Origin of the sequence: Caulobacter sp. 73W (assembly GCF_041021955.1) — a bacterium.
Classification (GTDB): Bacteria; Pseudomonadota; Alphaproteobacteria; order Caulobacterales; family Caulobacteraceae; genus Caulobacter.
Genome location: NZ_CP158375.1, coordinates 1,495,576 through 1,514,664, shown reverse-complemented (window position 1 = coordinate 1,514,664; position 19,089 = coordinate 1,495,576). Strand labels below are relative to the sequence as shown.

At 64.8% G+C, this 19,089-nt stretch carries 24 protein-coding genes and 1 pseudogene; 15 read left to right on the top strand and 10 right to left on the bottom strand.

Annotated elements, in window-relative coordinates; translation table 11 throughout:
• Nucleotides 1-92 precede the first annotated feature (92 nt).
• Complete coding sequence (locus ABOZ73_RS07220) at nucleotides 93-836, bottom strand: SDR family oxidoreductase (RefSeq protein ID WP_369061922.1); 744 nt, start codon at nucleotides 834-836, stop codon at nucleotides 93-95.
• A gap of 590 nt (nucleotides 837-1,426) precedes the next feature.
• On the opposite strand from ABOZ73_RS07220, the gene ABOZ73_RS07215 reads away from it, so the two are divergent.
• Entirely contained in the window at nucleotides 1,427-2,020 is a 594-nt protein-coding gene (locus tag ABOZ73_RS07215; RefSeq protein ID WP_369061920.1) for a DNA-3-methyladenine glycosylase, read from the top strand.
• Here the strand turns inward: ABOZ73_RS07215 and ABOZ73_RS07210 are convergent.
• The gene (locus ABOZ73_RS07210) at nucleotides 2,017-2,694 is read right to left on the bottom strand and encodes a DUF4142 domain-containing protein (protein WP_369061919.1); all 678 of its coding nucleotides are present in this window, start codon (nucleotides 2,692-2,694) and stop codon (nucleotides 2,017-2,019) included. The two genes, ABOZ73_RS07215 and ABOZ73_RS07210, sit on opposite strands and share 4 nt — an antisense overlap.
• Before the next feature lie 202 nt (nucleotides 2,695-2,896).
• On the opposite strand from ABOZ73_RS07210, the gene ABOZ73_RS07205 reads away from it, so the two are divergent.
• Both ABOZ73_RS07205 and ABOZ73_RS07200 read left to right on the top strand, forming a co-directional pair.
• The gene (locus tag ABOZ73_RS07205) at nucleotides 2,897-3,136 is read left to right on the top strand and encodes a hypothetical protein (RefSeq protein ID WP_369061917.1); all 240 of its coding nucleotides are present in this window, start codon (nucleotides 2,897-2,899) and stop codon (nucleotides 3,134-3,136) included.
• Between the two features lie 451 nt (nucleotides 3,137-3,587).
• Nucleotides 3,588-3,950, top strand: coding sequence for an NAD-dependent epimerase/dehydratase family protein (locus tag ABOZ73_RS07200; RefSeq protein WP_369061916.1), 363 nt, complete (start codon nucleotides 3,588-3,590; stop codon nucleotides 3,948-3,950).
• A 292-nt stretch (nucleotides 3,951-4,242) separates the two neighbouring features.
• Here ABOZ73_RS07200 and ABOZ73_RS07195 read toward each other — a convergent pair whose 3' ends face one another.
• Together ABOZ73_RS07195 and ABOZ73_RS07190 are read right to left on the bottom strand one after the other, a co-directional pair.
• Complete coding sequence (locus ABOZ73_RS07195) at nucleotides 4,243-4,380, bottom strand: KGG domain-containing protein (protein ID WP_369062498.1); 138 nt, start codon at nucleotides 4,378-4,380, stop codon at nucleotides 4,243-4,245.
• A 59-nt stretch (nucleotides 4,381-4,439) separates the two neighbouring features.
• Nucleotides 4,440-4,562 (bottom strand): annotated as a pseudogene (locus ABOZ73_RS07190) (general stress protein); the annotation flags it as partial.
• A 299-nt stretch (nucleotides 4,563-4,861) separates the two neighbouring features.
• Here ABOZ73_RS07190 and ABOZ73_RS07185 point away from each other — a divergent pair.
• From ABOZ73_RS07185 to ABOZ73_RS07170, 4 genes are all read left to right on the top strand, one after another.
• Nucleotides 4,862-5,773 carry a manganese catalase family protein gene (locus ABOZ73_RS07185; protein ID WP_369061915.1) on the top strand — a complete coding sequence of 304 codons (912 nt, stop codon included), beginning with the start codon at nucleotides 4,862-4,864 and terminating at the stop codon, nucleotides 5,771-5,773.
• A gap of 6 nt (nucleotides 5,774-5,779) precedes the next feature.
• Nucleotides 5,780-5,995, top strand: a complete 216-nt coding sequence (locus ABOZ73_RS07180) for a DUF2061 domain-containing protein (protein WP_369061913.1) — start codon at nucleotides 5,780-5,782, stop codon at nucleotides 5,993-5,995.
• Between the two features lie 112 nt (nucleotides 5,996-6,107).
• The gene (locus tag ABOZ73_RS07175; protein WP_369061912.1) at nucleotides 6,108-6,659 is read left to right on the top strand and encodes a hemerythrin domain-containing protein; all 552 of its coding nucleotides are present in this window, start codon (nucleotides 6,108-6,110) and stop codon (nucleotides 6,657-6,659) included.
• Between the two features lie 34 nt (nucleotides 6,660-6,693).
• Entirely contained in the window at nucleotides 6,694-6,882 is a 189-nt protein-coding gene (locus tag ABOZ73_RS07170; RefSeq protein WP_369061911.1) for a hypothetical protein, read from the top strand.
• A gap of 14 nt (nucleotides 6,883-6,896) precedes the next feature.
• On the opposite strand, the gene ABOZ73_RS07165 is transcribed toward ABOZ73_RS07170, so the two are convergent.
• Nucleotides 6,897-7,424 (bottom strand): DUF4142 domain-containing protein, encoded by a 528-nt coding sequence (locus ABOZ73_RS07165; RefSeq protein ID WP_369061910.1) that lies wholly within the window; start codon nucleotides 7,422-7,424, stop codon nucleotides 6,897-6,899.
• 747 nt (nucleotides 7,425-8,171) lie between these two features.
• On the opposite strand from ABOZ73_RS07165, the gene ABOZ73_RS07160 reads away from it, so the two are divergent.
• The 8 genes from ABOZ73_RS07160 (at nucleotide 8,172) to ABOZ73_RS07125 (ending at nucleotide 12,871) form a co-directional block, all read left to right on the top strand.
• The gene (locus ABOZ73_RS07160) at nucleotides 8,172-8,804 is read left to right on the top strand and encodes an HWE histidine kinase domain-containing protein (protein ID WP_369061908.1); all 633 of its coding nucleotides are present in this window, start codon (nucleotides 8,172-8,174) and stop codon (nucleotides 8,802-8,804) included.
• Entirely contained in the window at nucleotides 8,801-9,175 is a 375-nt protein-coding gene (locus ABOZ73_RS07155; RefSeq protein WP_369061907.1) for a response regulator, read from the top strand. Before ABOZ73_RS07160 ends, ABOZ73_RS07155 begins: the two co-directional genes overlap by 4 nt.
• Before the next feature lie 29 nt (nucleotides 9,176-9,204).
• The gene (locus ABOZ73_RS07150; RefSeq protein ID WP_369061905.1) at nucleotides 9,205-9,951 is read left to right on the top strand and encodes a Crp/Fnr family transcriptional regulator; all 747 of its coding nucleotides are present in this window, start codon (nucleotides 9,205-9,207) and stop codon (nucleotides 9,949-9,951) included.
• Between the two features lie 99 nt (nucleotides 9,952-10,050).
• A complete protein-coding gene (locus ABOZ73_RS07145; protein WP_369061903.1) occupies nucleotides 10,051-10,308 on the top strand; it encodes a hypothetical protein in 258 nt (85 codons plus the stop codon).
• A gap of 83 nt (nucleotides 10,309-10,391) precedes the next feature.
• On the top strand, nucleotides 10,392-11,435 hold the full coding sequence (locus tag ABOZ73_RS07140; protein WP_369061901.1) for a lactonase family protein: 1,044 nt from the start codon (nucleotides 10,392-10,394) through the stop codon (nucleotides 11,433-11,435).
• Nucleotides 11,436-11,548: 113 nt separating this feature from the next.
• Nucleotides 11,549-11,872, top strand: coding sequence for a hypothetical protein (locus ABOZ73_RS07135; RefSeq protein WP_369061900.1), 324 nt, complete (start codon nucleotides 11,549-11,551; stop codon nucleotides 11,870-11,872).
• Entirely contained in the window at nucleotides 11,869-12,075 is a 207-nt protein-coding gene (locus ABOZ73_RS07130) for a hypothetical protein (protein WP_369061898.1), read from the top strand. The genes ABOZ73_RS07135 and ABOZ73_RS07130 overlap by 4 nt, the downstream gene beginning before the upstream one ends.
• Nucleotides 12,076-12,148: 73 nt before the next feature.
• Nucleotides 12,149-12,871, top strand: coding sequence for a Crp/Fnr family transcriptional regulator (locus ABOZ73_RS07125; RefSeq protein WP_369061896.1), 723 nt, complete (start codon nucleotides 12,149-12,151; stop codon nucleotides 12,869-12,871).
• Between the two features lie 42 nt (nucleotides 12,872-12,913).
• Here ABOZ73_RS07125 and ABOZ73_RS07120 read toward each other — a convergent pair whose 3' ends face one another.
• From ABOZ73_RS07120 to cphA, 5 genes are read right to left on the bottom strand one after another with little or no spacing between them, the layout of a single operon-like run.
• Nucleotides 12,914-13,828, bottom strand: a complete 915-nt coding sequence (locus ABOZ73_RS07120; RefSeq protein WP_369061894.1) for a methyltransferase — start codon at nucleotides 13,826-13,828, stop codon at nucleotides 12,914-12,916.
• 35 nt (nucleotides 13,829-13,863) lie between these two features.
• Nucleotides 13,864-14,127, bottom strand: coding sequence for a hypothetical protein (locus tag ABOZ73_RS07115; RefSeq protein ID WP_369061892.1), 264 nt, complete (start codon nucleotides 14,125-14,127; stop codon nucleotides 13,864-13,866).
• Complete coding sequence (locus ABOZ73_RS07110) at nucleotides 14,124-14,936, bottom strand: cyanophycinase (RefSeq protein WP_369061890.1); 813 nt, start codon at nucleotides 14,934-14,936, stop codon at nucleotides 14,124-14,126. The genes ABOZ73_RS07115 and ABOZ73_RS07110 overlap by 4 nt, the downstream gene beginning before the upstream one ends.
• Nucleotides 14,933-15,817, bottom strand: a complete 885-nt coding sequence (locus ABOZ73_RS07105; RefSeq protein WP_369061888.1) for an isoaspartyl peptidase/L-asparaginase family protein — start codon at nucleotides 15,815-15,817, stop codon at nucleotides 14,933-14,935. Before ABOZ73_RS07105 ends, ABOZ73_RS07110 begins: the two co-directional genes overlap by 4 nt.
• Entirely contained in the window at nucleotides 15,810-18,533 is a 2,724-nt protein-coding gene (cphA, locus tag ABOZ73_RS07100; protein ID WP_369061887.1) for a cyanophycin synthetase, read from the bottom strand. Before cphA ends, ABOZ73_RS07105 begins: the two co-directional genes overlap by 8 nt.
• Between the last annotated feature and the right edge of the window lie 556 nt (nucleotides 18,534-19,089).

The window sequence follows — 19,089 nt, the reverse complement described above, 5'->3', positions numbered from 1 at the left end:
GCCGCTGCGCAGATCTTGCTGCAGGGTCAGGACATACGGGCTGACGGCCTCAACCTCGTTGGTTTCACTTTTGGCCATGGATGAGGACCTCTTCAAAGCGCCTGCCGGGCGGGGACAATTCGCATCAACGAGACGTCGCAGTGAAGCGGCTCGCTGAGCATGTAGAGAACCCCCCGGGCGATGTCGGCGGCATGCAGCATCTGCGCCTTGGCCGCCGCGTCAGCCTTGGCCTCGCTGTCCATCGGCTGCATGTTCGTTGCGACGGCTCCTGGTTCGACGACGCTGACGTGAATGTGGTGAGATCGCTCTTCGCGTCGAAGCGCTTCAACAAATGCCTGCACGCCGGCTTTGGTGGCGGCGTAGACAAACTCGCCCTCGGCGCGCAGGTCCGCGGACACCGATCCCACGAGCACGATGCGTCCGCCGTGGGGTTTTAAACGATCAAGCGCTCGCCGAGTGCACGCCATCGTGCCGATCAGGTTGGTCTCCACGACATAACGCCAGGCGTCCTCGTCCATCTCCGACAGCGGGCCCGCGCCCAAGGCGGCGCAGCCCACGAACATGTCCAACCGTTCGATCTGCTGGTCGAAAGCGGTGAAGACGCGATCGACATCAGCGCGCATGGACATATCGGCGGTCACGCCCTGAACCTGGCCGGGTAAGCCGCGTGCGAGCTTTTCAAGCTCCGCGAGCGCCGCCGCATCGCGACCAAAGGTGAAAACCCGCGCTCCTCGGCGGGCTAGCCCAAGCGAAATCTCCCGTCCGATCCCGGTGGTCCCGCCGGCCACCATGACCCCGGCGTCTTGGATAGGATCCTTAAGGCTTTCAGACTGCATGTTGGGTCTCCTCGGCGCCGTCAACGCCAGCGGTGAGTTCAGGTTTCGAAGATCAGACTGCTCTGTCGGAACGCCGACGGAGCTTTCCGCTACGCTTGGGACCTTAGGTGGCGGACGCCAGCACGGCGGCGGCGATGAATGCGATGCCCAGGACGCAGGTGGCGCCGACAACCAAGGCGTCCTTGCGCCAGCCATCGGGGGGAGGCTGGGATCGGCCGCGTTAGGCCGTCTGCTGCGCACGCCGGCAGCGCTCTGTGCGCGGCGCTCGGCGGCCATGAGCCTCGGGTCGTGGGGCGCTCCGCCAGCTTCCTCGTCGGTTCCCAGCGGCGCTGCGGCGGGGTCAAACCCCGGGGCCTTATCGCCTGTCAGGCACGATTTATGTCGTCTTTCACTTGCGCTGCGTTGGCCTTCTCAGGCTCGCGTCTGAACGGATCGATTTGGGGCATGACCGGAGGTCCTCCGACGGGTTGCGCCCCAAAAGCCCGGCTTGAGATGTTTTGGTCCCGGGCGCGCGGTTTTCCTTTGGCGAAAGCGCGCCATAACAACCGAGGGGCGGAGGATCGCCGCCTTTTCAAAAGCGTTCCAACGCCATGGCCGACCACTGGCTCGATCTGAATCAGCCCCCATGGCGCGTGGCTCGCGCCTTGATCGGCTCGCGGTTGACCGTCGAAGGTCTAGGCGGGGTTGTTGTCGAGACCGAAGCCTATGATTCGGACGATGAAGCGTCCCACAGCTTCATTGGCCCCACTGCGCGCAATGCGGCGATGTTTGGCCCGGTGGGGAATGCCTACGTCTATCGGATATTTGGCCTGCACTGGTGTCTGAACCTCGTATGCGGAGATCAGCCTGGCGGCGCTGTGTTGTTTCGCGCGCTTGAGCCGACGATCGGGATTGAAGCCATGCGCAGCCGTCGCCCTGACGCGCCATTCCAAAGGCTTTGCGCGGGCCCAGGAAATCTCTGCCAGGCCCTCGGTATCGATCAGCGACTGGGCGGACGCTCGTTCCTGGAGCCGCCCTTCGGTCTCGCAGCGCCAATGGGTCCGACACCCGTCGTGGTCGGTCCACGGGTCGGCATCACCAAGGCGGTTCATACGCCTTGGCGATTTGGGCTAGCGGGATCCCCCTTCCTGAGCCGACGCTTCCCCCCGCAGACCCCCGACGAAGTCAGTAAGGGACAACCCTAGTGCTTGGCGTCGTGCGCCGCCTTGCCAAGAGCGTTGGCCTTGGCCGATTTGCCAGAGCCGGCCTCGTCGTCTGCATTGGTTGAGCGATCGAGCTTAGTGACCATCTCGGCGTGGGCCTCAAGCTTGGGCGCGTGCTTGGCCGCGAAGGCCTTCAGATCAGCGTTATCGCCCATGCGGGCGTAGCCGTTGAACGCCAGAAGCGCCTCGTGGTGGGCCATGGTCTGCTGATCCAGGTAGCGGTCGTCGAAATCATTGGCGGCGGCGCCGGTCAGATTGTCGAGCATGCCTTTGCGACGTTCATCGAGGCTGGTCGGCAGGGAAGGGGCCTTGCCCGCCGCCGCCAAGGCCTTCAGCTCGTCGTTAGCCAAGGTGTGGTCGGCGATGATCATCTTGGCCGTCGCGATGACGTCCGGGTTCTTTGAGCGGGTGAGGGCTAGCTTCGAAGACTCAACTTCATAGAGACCTCCGATAGCTGCATCACGCGCAAAGGCGTCCGCGCTGACCGCGCCCACCGCGCCACTGGCGACGCCCGTCGCGGCGCCGGCCACGTCCTGGGCGATGTTGACGGGCTCGTTGCCTTGCCCATCAGCGCGTTGCTCGCCGGCCTTGTCGCCACAGGCGCTCAGCGTGACCGCCAGCAGACCCGCGGCGGCGGTTTGCAGTAAGACTTTCATGGTAGCCCTCAATTGAAACAACCTGCGGCAACGCTCGGTCGAACCTGGTTGTTTCCAGCGCGCGAACAAAAAGATCGCGGCCTCTTGGTGGTGTTCTCGAAGGCAAGGCGCTTGCAGCCGCTGAACCGTCCATTCACTCGCCCGTCATCCGAGGCGCGGTATCGCTCGTAACTTAAAGACACGCGGACAAAGGGGTTTCGACATGCGCATCGAGTTCACGCCTGTCGCCGTCGCCACCGACAGCGCTGATCGTGAGGGCTATCTAATGCTCGCCGACGACGAGCTGGTCGGGGTCATCGTCAAGCTGGCCGGCCGTGAGCATGGCAAGCTTCAGGGCGCCTTCTATCTAGAGGCTGGATTTGGCCGTTGCGCCGTCACCCCCAGTGAAACCTTCGCCAGCCTCGAAAAGGCAGGGGCCTGGGCGCGCTCGCGCCTGCATTAACCGTCAGCGGACCTAATCGCTTCAACCCCGGTTCTTTGTCCGCTCAATCGGGGCTGGAGGGGTTGCATGCGAGGCAAGTTGATGGCGCGGCGGATCGGCGGAGTAGATCGGCTTCAGCATTACATACTCGGCCTCAACGTTGTGCGTCCGCTCGACAAGTCCTGCCGGGACCGGCTCACCGAGATCGCCGAACCCATCCAACATCATATCGTCGGCGCGGACCTTTCGTGCGAAGGCGACGCCAGCGCAATCCCGCGCATCGTGCTTTCGGGATGGGCGTGCCGACAACGCAGCTTGGCGGACGGCCGCCGACAGATTTTCGGTTTCATCCTGCCAGGCGACGGCCTGGCCATTCCTGACGATAACGCGGCGGCGGGCGTCCTTTGCACCATCACGGCGCTGACGCCAGCCGCCGCTTGTCTTCGAAGACGGGCGCCAGCGCCGCGACTTCGTGCACGTCCTCGATGTCGCCGAGACTTTCGCAGCCGCCTTGGAGGGGGAGGCGCCTATTTGGGAGGCCTTCAACGTGGGCAGCGGCGAGTCCATCAGCATCAGCGAACTGGCCGCAACGCTCGCGCGCCTGCTGCACAAGAACATCGCGCCGCAGGTGCTCAACCAAAGCAGAGCGGGGAATATCCGTCATTGCTTCGCCGACATCACCAAACTCGAACGTGAGCTTGGCGTGCGGCCCAAGCGCCGGTTCGAGGCAGGCATGGAGGAGCTGATCGCCTGGGTGCGCGAGGCGCCCAAGCCTGTCGATCGTGGTGAGAGCTGCCTGGCTGAGCTGCGCGAAAATCGCCTGGTCATCGGCTGAAAGCTGGGACCTATCGCGACCGTCGCCGGTTGGATGGGCGCGGGACATGTCTTCATCCCACGCGGCCCGCCCGACACTCCCCCAGGGGTCGGCGGCGGTCGAGCCACCCCCGCTCGGCCGCCGATTCCCCCATAAAGCCACATCCGATCGAGCGTCACCGAACCGGCGCCTCGCGCGCTCGCCCCGAGGTTTTCGCCAGCGAAGCGCCCCCCGCCTGTGGGACGGGGGGCGTCGCGCGGGCAGCGCGCCAAGGAGGGAGCGCGCTACGCCGCCCCGCGCTAGTCCGGCGAGGCTAGGACTGACCGCCCTTGCGTCCCGCCTCGGCGGCGCGTTCGCGGTCCTCGGCGAAGTTGCCCCCGCCTTGGCCGCCGCCCCCGCCTTGGCCGCCACCACCGCCTTGACCGCCGCCGCCCGAGGCTCGCCGCCCCAGCGGCCAGCTTCGGCGGCCAGCTCCCGATCCTGCGAGAAGGAGCGCTTGTCGTCCGGCACGCTCTCGCCGCCCTTACGGCCGGCCTCCGCAGCCAGTTCGCGGTCTTGCGAGAAGGCGCGTTTTTCGTCAGGCACGCTTTGGCCGCCCTTGCTGGCGATTTCTCGCTGCTTGTCCTCATCCATAGCGGCGAAGCCGCGCTCGGATGAGCCTTGGTTTTATTGCTGATTGTCTGCCATGGGTCGTCTCCGTGCTTGCCTATCATCAGGCCGGCCGGAAACCCCTGCCCAAGGGCGATGTTCCGTATTCGTCGGTAAAAATAACTGAAGAAAATCCGCTAATGTAAACCTATGTTAAACTGGCTGAGCCGTTAATCTATTTAATCAAGTAAAATGATTGATTTAGCCAAGTAGAGCTTGGAACGGGCGCGGTCGCCAACGCTTAGGAACGGGACACCCCTATCCGTCCTTGCGAGGTTTTCGCCATGTTCATGCACAACAAGCGTCTGATGTACACGGTCCGGGTCGACGAGCCGAACCCTGCCTTGGCCACCCTCATGCTCGAGCAGTTCGGCGGACCTCAGGGCGAACTGGCCGCGGCCATGCGCTACTTCACGCAAGGTCTCGCCGAAGAGGATCCGGGTCGCAAGGATATGCTGCTGGATATCGCCACCGAGGAGTTGAGCCACCTGGAGGTGATCGGTTCGATCGTCGCCATGCTCAACCGCGGCGTCAAAGGCCAGCTTGCCGAGGGCTCCATGGAGGAGGCCGAACTCTATATGGCGATCAACCAGGGCGGCGAGAGCCATACCACCTCGATTCTCTACGGCGGCGCCCCCCAACTCATCAATTCCGCGGGCGTGCCTTGGACCGCAGCCTACCTGGACTCGATCGGTGATCCGACCTGCGATCTGCGATCAAACATCGCCGCTGAGTCCCGCGCCAAGATCGTCTATGAGCGCCTGATCAACGTCACCGACGATCCCGGCATCAAGGATGCTCTGACGTTCCTGATGACCCGCGAGGTCGCGCACCAAAAGTCGTTCGAAAAGGCCCTCTACTCGATCGAGCCCAACTTCCCCGCTGGCAAGCTGCCAGGCCAGCCCGAGTTCGCCGACAAGTACTACGACATGTCGCAAGGCGACGGCGAGCTCGACGGCGGTCCCCGCGGTCCTTGGAACGCCGGCGAGCAGTGGGAGTTCGTCAGCGATCGTTCGGCTCAGATGGCTGTCGACGGCGGCGACGGCGACGCCAGCGTCAATCTGGATGCGGACGAGCAGGCGGCGGTGGAAGCCTTCGCCATGCGAACCATGTCCCGACCCGACGCAGACCCTGTCACCGGGGCCGACCTTGGCGCCGGCCCTGGCGCGGGATCCACGACCCCGGTGGCGCGGTAGAACGTCATGTCTTGCCTCAAGGTCACTTGCCTCAAAACCGCCAGCTACGCCTTCATGCATCTGACGGTGGCCATCTGCGTGGCCTACGCCCTGACGCGTAGTTGGAAGGCGGCCCTCGCGATCGGAATCGTGGAGCCCATGGTCCAGACCGTGGCCTTCGCTTTTCACGAGCGGATGTGGAGCAAGATCCGGCCAGGCGCCCCAGTGGTCGGTCACGTTTGACCCAGGTCGTTTTCTGATCTCGCGATGCCCTGGCTGAACCCTCTGGTCGCCGCTCCTCGGCGATGAAAATCCAAGGCCAGGGCGACGCCTCGCACGGTTAAGGACTGGATACATGTCACATAAGGTCGCTCGGCGCCGTCCCTGGCGCTCTCCGCTAGCCGTTGGTTTCGCCATCGGTCTGGCGGCGGTGCATTTGCGTAAGGTCCTCGCCCAGGGTGTAAGCGCCGTGGCCGGCCCATGGGATCAGGTGCTCGCTGCTGAGCACAAGGTCGTCATGACCCTGCTCGATAAGGCGATCGAGGCCCCGCGAGGCGCTCGGCTGAAGAAGAAGCTCCTTTTCGCCAAGATCGAATGGGGTCTGTCTAAGCACGCCTACGCCGAAGAGACCGTCGTCTATCCCGCTCTGCGCGCCCTTGGCCAAGGCGAGGACAAGGCGCTCTTCGACGATCACGCGGAAATAAAAATTCTCCTGGCGGCTCTGAGGGACCGCCCGGCCGACGACCAAAGATGGGTCGAGGACGCCAGGGCGCTCAAGGCGATCTTGGAAGCCCACATGGCCGAAGAAGAAGCAAAGGTGTTTCCGCGTTTGCGCGAGGCGCTGCCGGACGCGGAGAACGCCCGGCTGACAGCCTTGCTAAACGCCCAATCGATGCGCCTGGCTTGATCGGATTAGCGCACCCGCGTTTTTGGAGCACGAGATGAACCGCAAGGCTGTCCCCGTCCTGGTCGCGCTGATCGCTGTGCTTGCCGCTGTCTTCATCGGCGTCGCTCTGCGCCGCGGCTCCGAAGATCAGGTCGGCGTCGGGCACATGGAGCCCGAAGATTTGCGTCGCGGTCCCGTCTCGACAGAGGGGCAAAGGCGCCAGGGCGACACGCCGCCGACCTAACGCCTGCTCCGCTCTCAGGGCGCTTGTAGCCTGTTGATGATAGAGATGTGCTGGGCCAGCTTCGGGGCTGTGGCGTCCGCCAGGCCCCGCAATCCGGGCTCGTCTCCTCGTTCGGCGATCCCCTGGTGCAGGGTGTAGGCTTCCTGATGCGCCGCCGCTTGCTGGCGAAGAAAAACCGCGTCGAAGTCCGATCCAGCATCCCGAAGATTGTCGATCATTCCGCGCCGACGCTCGTCGAGGCTCGTCGCGATCGCGTCGCTGACCCCGGCGGATCGCGCCTTGGTGCGAAGGTGCTCGAAACCGCGCTGATGGTCGTCGATCAAGGTGCTGGCCAGCGCTCGCACGTCCTCTGACGTTCCTCGGTCCAAGCCAAGTTGAGCCGCCTCGATGATGAACAAATCGCCCGTCGAAGCGGCGTTTACAAAGGCGGCGGCGTCGTTGGCGGCGCCTGCGGCCGAGGCTTGTCCGACGGCCGCGCCAATGGCGTCCTGCGCCCGATCAATAGCCTTTCCAATAAGGCCTTTTTCGTTTTCGTCGTGCATGGTTGGGCCTCCTTCCACGGGCCAACCGCTCGAATGGGCCAAGAGGTCCCATCGAATAGACCTGGACGCTTGATCGGACGTCTCCTCATACCGTCGGAATGGCCCCGTGGCGGCTCTGCGGATCGCCGCCGAACCGGCTTTGACGATGCTCTTGCCGTGCGAAGCCCGATCTGCGGAGGCTCGAGACAGGATCGACCAGCATCTAACCTATGTTAATGACACCTGGGCGCATTGCCTTGACACACGGTCGACAACCATAGGCGGCCGTACCATTCGTTCAGTCATCTCAAAGTCGACTAACCGACTAGGGAAGTCGCGTCTCACGCGTCTGACCGATCCTATCGGCGAACCGATTGTAACGAAGCCAGCGCCTGCGCGCGCCTTGGTTTCGCCTGTCGCCCTGCGTGTCGATCAGTCGGGCGCGACGCCGCTCTTAGCTTACCTTGAGAACATGCCGCAGATTGTTTGGCGATGTGCGCCGCAAGGCGAGTGCCTTTGGGTGGGACCGCAGTGGCTGAACGTCACCGGTCAGGACGCAGCCAAGGCAAAGGGCGACGGTTGGTTGCGGATGCTGGCGTCTCAGGACCGGGACGCCGCCAAGGCGATCTTCGCCGGAGGCGAAGCCGACGGCGTGCTGCTGCGTATCTGGAACGCGCGGGAAGGGGGCTATCACACATGCCGCGTCCACCTGGCCTCGGTGACAGACGATCAAGGCCATGTCGCGGAGCATATCTTGGCGCCACTGACGTGGAGGACTTCGTCGCTCTCCAACGCCGCCAGCGGACGCTCATGCTGGAGATGCAGCATCGGGTGCGCAACATCCTCGCCGTCGTGCGGGGCATATCGCGGCGCACATCCGAAACGAGCTCGTCGATCGAGACCTATGCGGCGCATCTGGATGGGCGGATCAACGCCCTGGCCCGAACCCAGACGGTTCTTGCCCGCGCCCCTGCCGAGGGGATGGATCTGGAAACCATGATCGCCGATGAGTTGCTGGCTCACGCGGCGCGTGAAGATCAGGCGGTGCTGTCTGGTCCTCAGGTTGCTCTGACGGGGCAGACAGCCGAAACCCTGGGCCTGGCCTTCCACGAGCTTGCCGCGAACGCGGTGAAGTGCGGAGCGCTGTCGAAGGAGTTTGGCCGGCTGCAGGTGAGCTGGTCGGTCGAGGCGGACGACAACTTGCGCCTGGTCTGGCGCGAAAGCGGTGTCGCTGTGGCGTCCATCGCTCCCCGGCGTGAAGGCTTTGGCCGAGAACTGCTCCAAAGAACCTTGCCCTACGCGCTTGGCGCGAAGGTGGATCTGCACTTTGCGCCGGGCGGTCTGGTCTGCACCATGTCCGGTCCCCTCGCGCGACAAGCCGGTGAAAGCTTCGAGCTATGAGCCCCGCGCCACGTCTGGACGGCCTCCATGTCCTGGTGGTCGAGGACGAATATTACATCGCCCGGGAGATCAGCGCGGCGCTTGCCCGCGCTGGAGCCACAGTGGTGGGCCCAGCCTCGTGCGTCGCCGACGCCATGGCCCTGCTTGTCGATCATCCCATCGACTGCGCGGTGCTGGACATCAACCTTCAAGGTGCGCGCGTCTTGCCATTGGCCAAGATCCTGAACGCTGAAGGCGTCGGCGTGGTTTTCGCCACCGGCTATGATCGGGAGGCTGTGGAGGGGGCCGTAGAAGGCGGAATTCACTTGATGAAGCCCGTCGATCTGCAGATGCTTCTGCGCTCGATCGCCGACCAGTGTGCTGCTCGGTGATCCGCCAGCCACAGAGCGAGGTGCGCCCCATGGGTCTCACCCTTATTCGCAAGCTTGAGAACTTCACGCCTCTCAATGCCGAGGAAAAGCGCGCGCTCGTGGATGCGGCCGGACGCACCCGCAAGCTTGCGGCCGGCGAGTCCATCATTCACGAGAACGACCCCGCCGGGGGCGTCAATCTCGTCCAGGACGGCCTGGCCTGTCGCTACAAGATCCTGCCCGACGGGAGGCGGTCGATCCTGGGGTTCTTCGTGCCTGGTGATCTTTGCGATCTTCGAGTGTTCATCCTGGAAAGCATGGATCACTCGATCGGCGCCTTGACGCCGACCACCGTCGCCACCCTGCCGCGCGAGGCCGTGCTTGATATCCTGGAGCGCTTTCCGCGTCTGACGCGTGCGCTTTGGTGGTCGACCCTGGTCGAAGAGGCGATCACCAGGGAGTGGGTCGTCAATATCGGACAGCGCACGGCGCTGGAACGATTGGCCCACCTGTTCTGCGAGCTCTTCTATAGGCTCGGCGCTGTCGGCCTTACCGACGGCGGAGTGTTCGAACTGCCGCTCACGCAGGCGGAACTGGCGGACTCCCTTGGTCTGTCAACGGTGCACGTCAACCGCACCTTGCAGGAGTTGCGACGCTCAGGGCTGCTTACCCTGCGCGGTCGGCATGTTGAGATACTGAATCTCGAAGCTTTGGAGGCGGCGGCGATGTTCAATCCCAACTACCTTCACCTGCAAGATGAAGATCGCCCGGACTTGCGCGGACGTGAGAGAAGCTAAGCAACGCGAGTATAGGGAATCCTCGCGTCGCACCTGAACAGTCGGAACACTCGCCACGGCCCCGAATTATCAAAAGGCATTTTCGGAGCCTCAGGGACAATGGCCAGGTATTTCTTTCATTCCGAGGACGGACATCCCCACGACGATGAACAGGGACTCGAATTGGTGGATCTCTCCGCCGCGCGAAATGAAGCCCTGCGCATGCTGTCCGACATGATCCGAGGCAAACCCGAAAACGTGCTGGATACTGGCAACTTCAAAATTGTCGTCACCGATCAAGACCGCCTGCATCTCTTTCACGTGGACGTCTCCATCATTGATGCGCCGACAGTCGCGCGACGGCCGCCATCGGTCTGAGCAGGTTCCAGCGGAACACGCGCGGGCGCCGCCCAGTTGACCAAGACGGCCGCCCTTGGTCGTGGCGGCGTTGGAGATGATCGTTGGAAAACCAGGTCACAGTTGCGGCAGGCGGCTACGATCCGGCCGGCATCGCCACTTTGGTTTATGACCCGATGGCCGATCAGCTCAGGTTGGTCGGCCATTCGCGCGAAGTGACCAACGCCTCTTATGGCGCCCATGATCCCAAACGCCGCGTCTGGTTTTTCGTCGAGGAACGCGATCAAGGCGCGTTGGTCGTCGCCCGGCCACATGGCAGCTTTGGCTGGCGTCGTCTTGCCCGCGCGAGCAGCGGGGGCGAGGCGCCCTGTTTTGTCTCGCTCCACCCGAAAGGGGGCTTCGCCGCTGTGGCCAACTACGCCAGCGGCAGCGTGTCCTTGCTTAAGATCACCGGAGGTGAAGGCGAGCCTGGTCCTGCGATCTGGGTGCATACCGATAGCGGCTCAGGTCCCGACCGGGAGCGTCAGGACGGGCCGCACGTTCATTGCGCCCGCTTTTACGGCGGCAGGCTCTACCATACCGATCTTGGGACGGACGAGGTCGTCGTTCACGACTTTGAAGAAGCTGCCGCGACGCTCTCAAATCGCCGGATCGCTCTTCGCGTCGATGACGGTCAAGGACCGCGCCACATCCTCTTTCACCCCACCTTGGAGGTCGCCTGGCTCCTCACCGAACTGGGTTCGTGTATATACACACTGCGGGTCGCCGAAGACGGCCTCCTGCACACGATCGGCAAAACGAAAACCTTGGCGCAATCGCCTCGCGGCAACCTCGGCGGTCACATCGAACTCGATGCGGCCGCCATGCGCCTCTACGTCTCCAACCGCGGCGATGACAGCATAACCACTTTCAAAGTGGATCCAGCCGGTGAGCTGACCCGCTTGGGATCTATCTCGGTCGGGAGCGCTTCCCCCAGACACTTCGTCCTGCTCGAGCACGTCGGCCGCATGCTTGTCGCGTGCGAGGAGGGCGGCGAGGTCGTATGCATGCCGATCATGAGCGACGGGGGCATCGGCGCGCCGACCTGCCGCGCGGAGGTTCCCAAGGCGGCCTTCGTCGTCGCGCTAGACGATCATTCAAGGCTCTAGGCGCACCACCGCCACAACGCAGCTGAAGTCATCTTTGACAGCGGCCGGCTCGTGGAACTTGCGCCGCGTCTCGATGCTTTCCGCCGCGCACAACAACCAGGTGGAGAAACGTCATGGGTGGCGAAGGGCGCAGCGGCGCCTGCTTGCACCAAACCAATGTCGAGGCTGAGCTTGGTCGCCAAGAGCCGCAGTACGTCAAGTCGCGGCTTGACGTGACGCCCGTGGAAGGCGGGTGGCGCCTTGTCTGCCCGGTTACCGGAGACCTGATGTTCCTGTCCGGCGGCAGGGCCGAGCAGTGCGCCAGGCAAACAGCACTGCTGCTCGCCCGCCTCGGCCATGAGGTCGAAGTTCGCATCCACGACCGCTTCGACAACCTGGCCGGGACGATCCATTACTTTGCCGACGACGATCGGCCTGCTGGGGAGCAAGCCCGATGAAGCAGCCGCTGAATGATCAGGCCGAGGAGCGCGCGCCGTCCGGGCTCAAGCGCCACAAGGTGCATCCTATCATCTGGCTGGTCCTGGCCGTCTTTCTGGCTTGGGGAGCCATCGCCCTTAGCCAGTGCGATGGGCTTAGGCGTATGCCCGGTGGGGAGGTGGCCCCCCAGGCCGACATGAACAATCTTTCTCCGCCGCGCTAGCCCGCACGCCGCCCGCGCGGAACCACGGGGCGCGGGGCGGCTTTGTCACCAAGCGCAACCGGGTGAGCCTCTGATGTCGGTCGACCATCTCATCGCCAAGCTTCGCCGCCGTGATGATATCGCGCCGAGCGAGGCGCAGTATCTCCAGGGACTGCTCGACCCGCCGCGTCGCGTCTCCCGGGGCGCCGAGATCGTGCGGGCAGGGGAGCGACCTGGCCACAGCACCCTGCTCGTCGACGGCTTCTGCTCGCGCATCGTCACCGGGCCCACCGGCGCCCGCCAGATCACCCAGGTCAATATCGGCGGCGACTTCCTCGATCTGCACAGCTTCTTGATGAAGCAGATGGATCATGGCTGCGTCGCGCTGACCGACTGCACGATCATGGCCGCCCCTCACGCGAAGCTTCGTCGCATGACCGACGAGCAGCCGCACCTGACGCGTCTGCTTTGGCTGGAGACCGTTATCGATGCGGCCATTCACCGCCAATGGCTCTACGGACTTGGCAGGCTGGAGGCGCAGGCCCGAACCGCCCACCTGATGTGCGAGCTGGCGCTGCGGTCGCGTGCCGCGGGCCTGGGCGGGCCCGAGGGGTTCCCGATGCCGTTCACGCAACCCGAGCTTGCGGACATCCTTGGCATCACCCCTGTCCATGCCAATCGCAGCATGATGACGTTGAGGCGCGCCGGCCTGATCGAACGGACCGGAATGCAGGTCATCATCATCGATTGGGACGGCCTGGCCGAACTTGGGGAGTTCGATCCGGCCTATCTGAGACTTTATCGGGAGCCGGTATGAGGCCGACCGACGTCGGCCGCGGACCCGCCCGCCCGTCGCCGATCAGGGGCGCCGAATGACGACGGCGACCGCCGCCAGACGCTCGACGCCTTCGTAGTCGGAACGCCCAAGCAGACCCCCGAAAATATCAGGATCGATCTCGTCGTACTCCAGGCGCAGGCCACGCTCGGCCATCGCGCCCTCCAGGCAACGCCGGAAGGGATCCTCGCCATCGATGATCGGGCTTCCGGTATACATCAACAGACGGCCGCCCCGTTGCAGGCGCTCAGCGCCCCTCAACGCCCAGGAGATCGGCGCTTCCATCCCCCGATCTCCTCCCCCGTCCCGGTACAGACGGCCGAACCGGCCGCTGATGAAGGGTGGATTGGCGATGATCAGGTCGAACCGCTGCGACGTCGACGGCAGACCGTCACAAAGCTCAAGCTCGATCAGCTGGCCGTTGGCGGCGGCGTTGGCCGCGGTGAGCGACAGGGCGGCCGGGTTGATATCGGTCGCTGTCACTTTCGCCTGGGGCAGGCGCGCTGCGGCAAGGATTGCGCCGACGCCGGCGCCAGAGCCGATGTCGAGAACCGAACGCCCCCCATGTCTGGTCTCAGCCACGACAAGGCGGGCGAACCGATAGGTGTCCGGGCCAAGAAACACGGCATCAGAGGCCCGAGGCGGATAGGCCGAGTGCGCGAAAAGCCGCCCTTCTACCGACGAGACGCGCACCAAACTTCGCCAGCGACCCTCGGAGGGCGCGAGTATCTTGGCCTGGATCGCCAGGTCAAACAGCTGAGGCTCGATGTCTTCTTGGGAGAACTCCAGGCTCCACCCGAAGATATCGCGCAGCCCTGGCTTTTGCTCGCCGCGTCGCCGGCGATTGTGGGCGATCGTGCCGCCGCCTGGGGTGACAAAGGCGTATCCGCCAGCCTGAAGAGTTCGGATCAGCTGAGACAGCGCCTGCCCGTCCGACATGGGCGCGACTTGGCTGTCGGTCGGCCAGATCGCAGTCATCGGCGCTGGCGGCTCGCCACACCGGCGCCGATGATGCGCGCCGCTGCGGCCAGTTGCAGAACATCCAAAGCGGTGGGCTCGTAACCGCTGCAGCTGTCTTCAAGGTCGCGGGCGAACGCCTCGATCCCTTCAGGATCGTCGTGCAGGTCATGCACGCGGATGAGGGCGGCGGCGCGTGCATGGGCCATGGTGTGGGCGCAGGCAGGAAGGCTCGCCAACAGAAGATGCGAGCCGACCGTGTCTTCGATGGTGGCGCTCATTGTTCGACCTTCAGCGGGGCGGCCTGACCGTGCGGGCGCCGGCGGCGAAGGTTGAACCCGTCGCCTGACGACAGCACGTGCAGACGCACGTCGTAAATGGACAAGGCGCATTCGGAGCGCCCTTCGGCGATGTTGGATTGGGTGACGCCCTCGCCGTCGACCACGTAGACCGCGCCCGATCCGAGGACTTCGAAGTCGTCGCCCTCGACACGGATCGCGGTATCTTCGTCTATGCCCACGCCCAGGACGCGCGGACTGTGAGCGACAGCGCCAAGGAGGCGACCGATCCTGCCTCGTTCGGCGAAATGCTGATCGATGATGACGTCGCGCACCATACCCAATCCCGGCGCCATGTGCAGATCGCCGATCCGATAGGATTCGGCGCTGGCGCCACGCACGAGCATCGTGTCGCTCATGACCGAGGCGCCGGCCGACGTGCCGGCCAGAACGCCTCCGCCATTCCAGATGTCGCGTATGCGCTGTTCAAGCGGCGTGTCGCCGATCTGGCTGCTGATGCGAAGTTGATCCCCGCCGCTGAAGAATACGCCCGCGGCGCCGTCCAGGAGCTGCAGTTTCTCAGGGTCTTGGGCCTGTGCTCGATCTTCCAGATAAAGCTCAACCAGCTCACCGGCTCCAAGATCGGCGAACGCCTTCTGGTAGCCGTCGAAATAGCCCTCGGGCTTGTGCGAAGCCAACGTGGCGACCACCAACTTTCCGCCGCGCAACGCCTTGGCGACGGCGCGCAGAATGACCCGCTCGCCGGACTTGTCTTCATGACCGCCGATGATGATCAGGGGGCCTTGGCTCAAGCTTGTTCTCCCACATCTTGGTCGCGTCGCGTAAACGCCCTGGCCGCCCGATCGTGCCGAGCGTAACCGACGGCGAAGTCGCGGCTGTTGTGCAGCCAGTCGATGCGGCCGTCGGCGTCGATGATGATGGCGCCCGCTTCGCCCCCCACCTTCGACAGGCGATCGAAGGCCGATCGGCCGGCGTCGGCGGGCGTGTTGAATTCCAGAGCGCGCATGACGCAGTTGGCCATGCCCACCCTGATGAGCGCCTCGCCCTCCCCGGACAGCGAGACCCCTCCGACACCGTTTTCGGCATAGAGGCCGCAACCAGGCAAAGGCGAGTCGCCGACGCGGCCCGGCCGCGAGCCTCTAAGACCCCCTGTCGATGTCGCCGCGGCGACATCGCCGTAGGCGTCGACCACGACGCAGCCCACGGTGTCACATCCGACGTCACAGGCGGCTGGCTCCACGGCAAGGTCCCCCGGCTCGCACATGCAAAGGCCCTTGGACCGCGCGAAGCGCTCGGCGCCGTCACAGACAAGGAGAACCGCCTCGTCGTCCAGCAGCGCTACTGCGGCGTCGATCGGGTTGCGTATGCGGCGGACCGCCGCCACGGCGCCGACCGAAAGGTCCGATCCGTCCATGATCGCCGCGTCGCATTCGATATCGCCGTCGGCGTTGCTTACCGACCCGCGGCCGGCGTTGAAGACAGGGTCATCCTCCAGCACCCGCACCGCCGCTTGCGCCGCGACGATCGCCGAGCCGCCCTCCGCCAGAATACGCGCGCCGGCCTCGACCGCCATGAGGCAACCTTGACGATGCCGCTCTTCGAGATGCGGGGCGATGTCCTTGGCTCCGCCGTGGACGATGATCGCCCAACTGGGCTTGTCGGGGTCATGCATGCAGGCGCTCCTCGTGGTTCTGGTCGGCCGCCGGACCCATGCGGAACGCCAGGGTCTGGCGCCAAACCTGCTCCACCTCGGTGGGAAGCAGCACCACCAGGTCCTCGCGGCGCGCCAGCTGCAAGGCGGTCTGAACGGCGATCTCCTCGTCCAGAATCCGGCGCACCCGGTCGGCCGCCAAGCCGTGGGAAATGGCGGCGTCGGACAGCAGCGTAAGAACGCCGCCGGGAGCTCTCCCGCGACCATCGGGACGCTCGCGAAAGATGATTTCGTCGAAGTATTCGGCGGCAAGGCGGCCCATGGCGGCGATATCCTCGTCGCGCCGATCGCCGGGTATGCTGACGACGCCGATCACCCGGTCGTGATTGGCGCGCATCTTCGACAAGACCTCCCCAAGGGCCTGCAGGGCGGCGGGGTTGTGAGCGTAATCAACGATGGTCGTGAAGCCGGGCGCCTGGGTGATGTTCAGGCGCCCGGGGTTCTGCTCGAATGAGCTCTCAAATGAGCCCAGCCCCGCGGCGATCTTGTCGACCGGCACGCCTTGAACGTAACAGGCCAGCGTCGCCGCCAAGGCGTTTTGCAGATTGAACCGCGCTGCGCCCGCCAGGCTGGCCGGAATGTCCGCCGCTTGAGTGATCTCGATCCGCGTGCGGCCGTCATGAATAACAACCTGGCCGCCGTAGACTGACGGCTCGAGCACGGCCGCAAGGCCGTCCTGCGCCAGATGCTTTTGCAGTATCGGCGGCAGCTCGGCGCCGCCGCGCAGAGATATATAGCCCAAGCGCCCCTTGGCATGCTTGGCCATCCGCAGGGTGTAGGGGTCATCGGCGTTCAAAATGCTGACGCCCCGACGGCTCACCTGCTCGACCACGACGGATTTGACCTTGGCCAGGTCCTCGATGGTATCGACGCCCTTCAGTCCCAGATGGTCTTCAGCGATGTTGAGGACGATGCCGACGTCAGCGCGATCGAAGGCCAGCCCCTCACGCAGGATGCCGCCGCGAGCTGTTTCCAGCACGGCCACTTCAACGGTCGGGTCGTTCAGGACCATGCGGGCGCTGCGTGGACCGCTCGCATCCGCCTTCTTGATCCGGCGGCCTCCGACATAGACGCCGCTTGTCGTGGTCATCCCCACGGTCCAGCCGCAGCCGCGCAGGATGTGATCGATCATGCGCACCGTGGTCGACTTGCCGTTGGTGCCGGTCACGGCGATAACGGGAATGCGACTGCGCGAGCCCCGCGGATAGAGCTGTTCGATGATCGGTCCGGCCACGTCTCGCGCCGCGCCGCTCGACGGCTGAAGGTGCATGCGAAGGCCCGGCGCCGCGTTGACCTCGATGATGCCGCCTCCGACCTCTTCGAAGGGACGGCTGATGTCAGGGATCAGGATGTCGAGCCCGGCGACATCGAGGCCGATGACCTTGGCGGCGCGTTCGATCACCGCGACGTTGTCGGGGTGAACATCGTCCGTGCGGTCGATGGCCTCGCCGCCTGTCGAAAGATTGGCCGTATCGCGCAGGATCACCGTCTGCCCCGGCGCGGGCACATCTGAAAGCCGGTAGCCGCCGCGTTCCAGGAGCGCGGTCAAGGCCTCGTCGAGCTTCACCTTGGTCATGACCTTTTCGTGGCCGTCACCGCGACGGGGGTCGGCGTTCAGCCTGGCGATCAGCGTCTCCAGGTCAGCCAGGCCATCACCGATCACCTGCGCGGGCCGCCGTTCAGCCACGGCCACCAGCTTGCCGCCAACCACCAGGGCGCGGTGGTCGCGCCCGACGAGCTGCCGCTCAACGATGATCCGGGAGCTGTGCTCACGCGCTACGGCGAACGCGGCGGCGACCGCCTCGGCGCCGATCAGGCCCAAGGTCACGCCGCGTCCATGATTGCCGTCCAGCGGCTTGACGACCACAGGGCCGCGCAGACGAGCGGCCGCTTGCACGGCCGCCTCGACGGTGCGGACAACCTCGCCATGGGGCGTCGGCAGACCCGCCTCGGCTAGCAGGCGTTTGGTGAGGTCCTTGTTTCCGGCGGTCTCTACGGCCACGTGGCTGGTGCGTCCGGTAATGCTGGCGCGCAAGCGCTGCTGTCGACAGCCCTGGCCAAAGCCGATGAAGCTGTGCTCATCGAGTCTGCGCCATGGGATGCCCCTGCGTCGCGCGGCGTCCACGAGCGCCCGTGTCGTTGGGCCAAGGCCATGCCGCTGACGAAGACGGCTGAGCGCTTCCAACCCCGGTAGAGGGCCGTCGCCGACCACTGGCGGCAGCGCGGGCGCGATAAGATCCAGGCCCTCGATCCGACCAAGGCCACGCGGCAGAAGACTTGCCACAAGTTCGATCGCCATGCGGCCGGCAGCCAGGCCGCTCAGTTCGTCCTCGTAGGCGTACATGATGTTGTAGACGCCGGGGCGACCCGCCACCGAGCGTGTTTTGCCCCTTGTCGTCGCCGCGCCGGCGAGGCTCTGCAGTTCCAAGGCTGCATGTTCGATGACATGCCCAAGCCATGTCCCATCGCGCATGCGCTCGACGAGCCCGCCAGGCCGACGCAGACTGCATCCGTGACTTTCAAGGCCGGGCAGGGCCGCCAGTAGACGATCGGTGAAGCCGTCCAAGCGATTTGTCGGGAACGCCTCCAACGTTTCGAGATCGACCATCAGGCGGATCATTGGGCGGCTGCTGTAGAGATGGGGGCCGCGATAGACCGCCCGCTCGATGATGCGCATCAAGCAGCCCTCTGAGCGGTGTCGTCTTGTGATGTCTGCGCCCGCACCAAGGCCCGGATCACGCACGCGGCGGCCTGACGCCGCGACCGGGCGACACCAGTCTCAGGCGCCGTCGCGTGCGGCGACAGCGCCGACCAGATCCACATGCTTCCGTGCTGTTCGATGGTGAAGTTGAAGCCGTGGCGCCTCATCCCGTCGCTCCTGTAAATTTGCCGCTAGAACGACTGCTTGATCGCGCTAGTTCCGTCGGGTCAGACACAGTGGCGCTACCATCAGACGCTTGATTTATAAGGAGTTCAGGGTCGGCTGGCCGACGTAGCGCGGTTGTGCGCGCCTGCGCGAAAGACGTCGGCCACGACAGCCTATGGATGTCCGATGCTCTTTGAGGCGATGCTCCTTTCATCGCGCGACAGCGCCGCATCCGAGGCCTCGTCCCTGCTTTTTTGATGGCGACCATCACCGTCAGCTCGGCGGCTGGAACCGCGGGCGTCTCGCCGCAGGCAAGCGCGGCGACTGGCGCAAGACGATGGCTCACGAATGCGCCGATGGCTGCGCT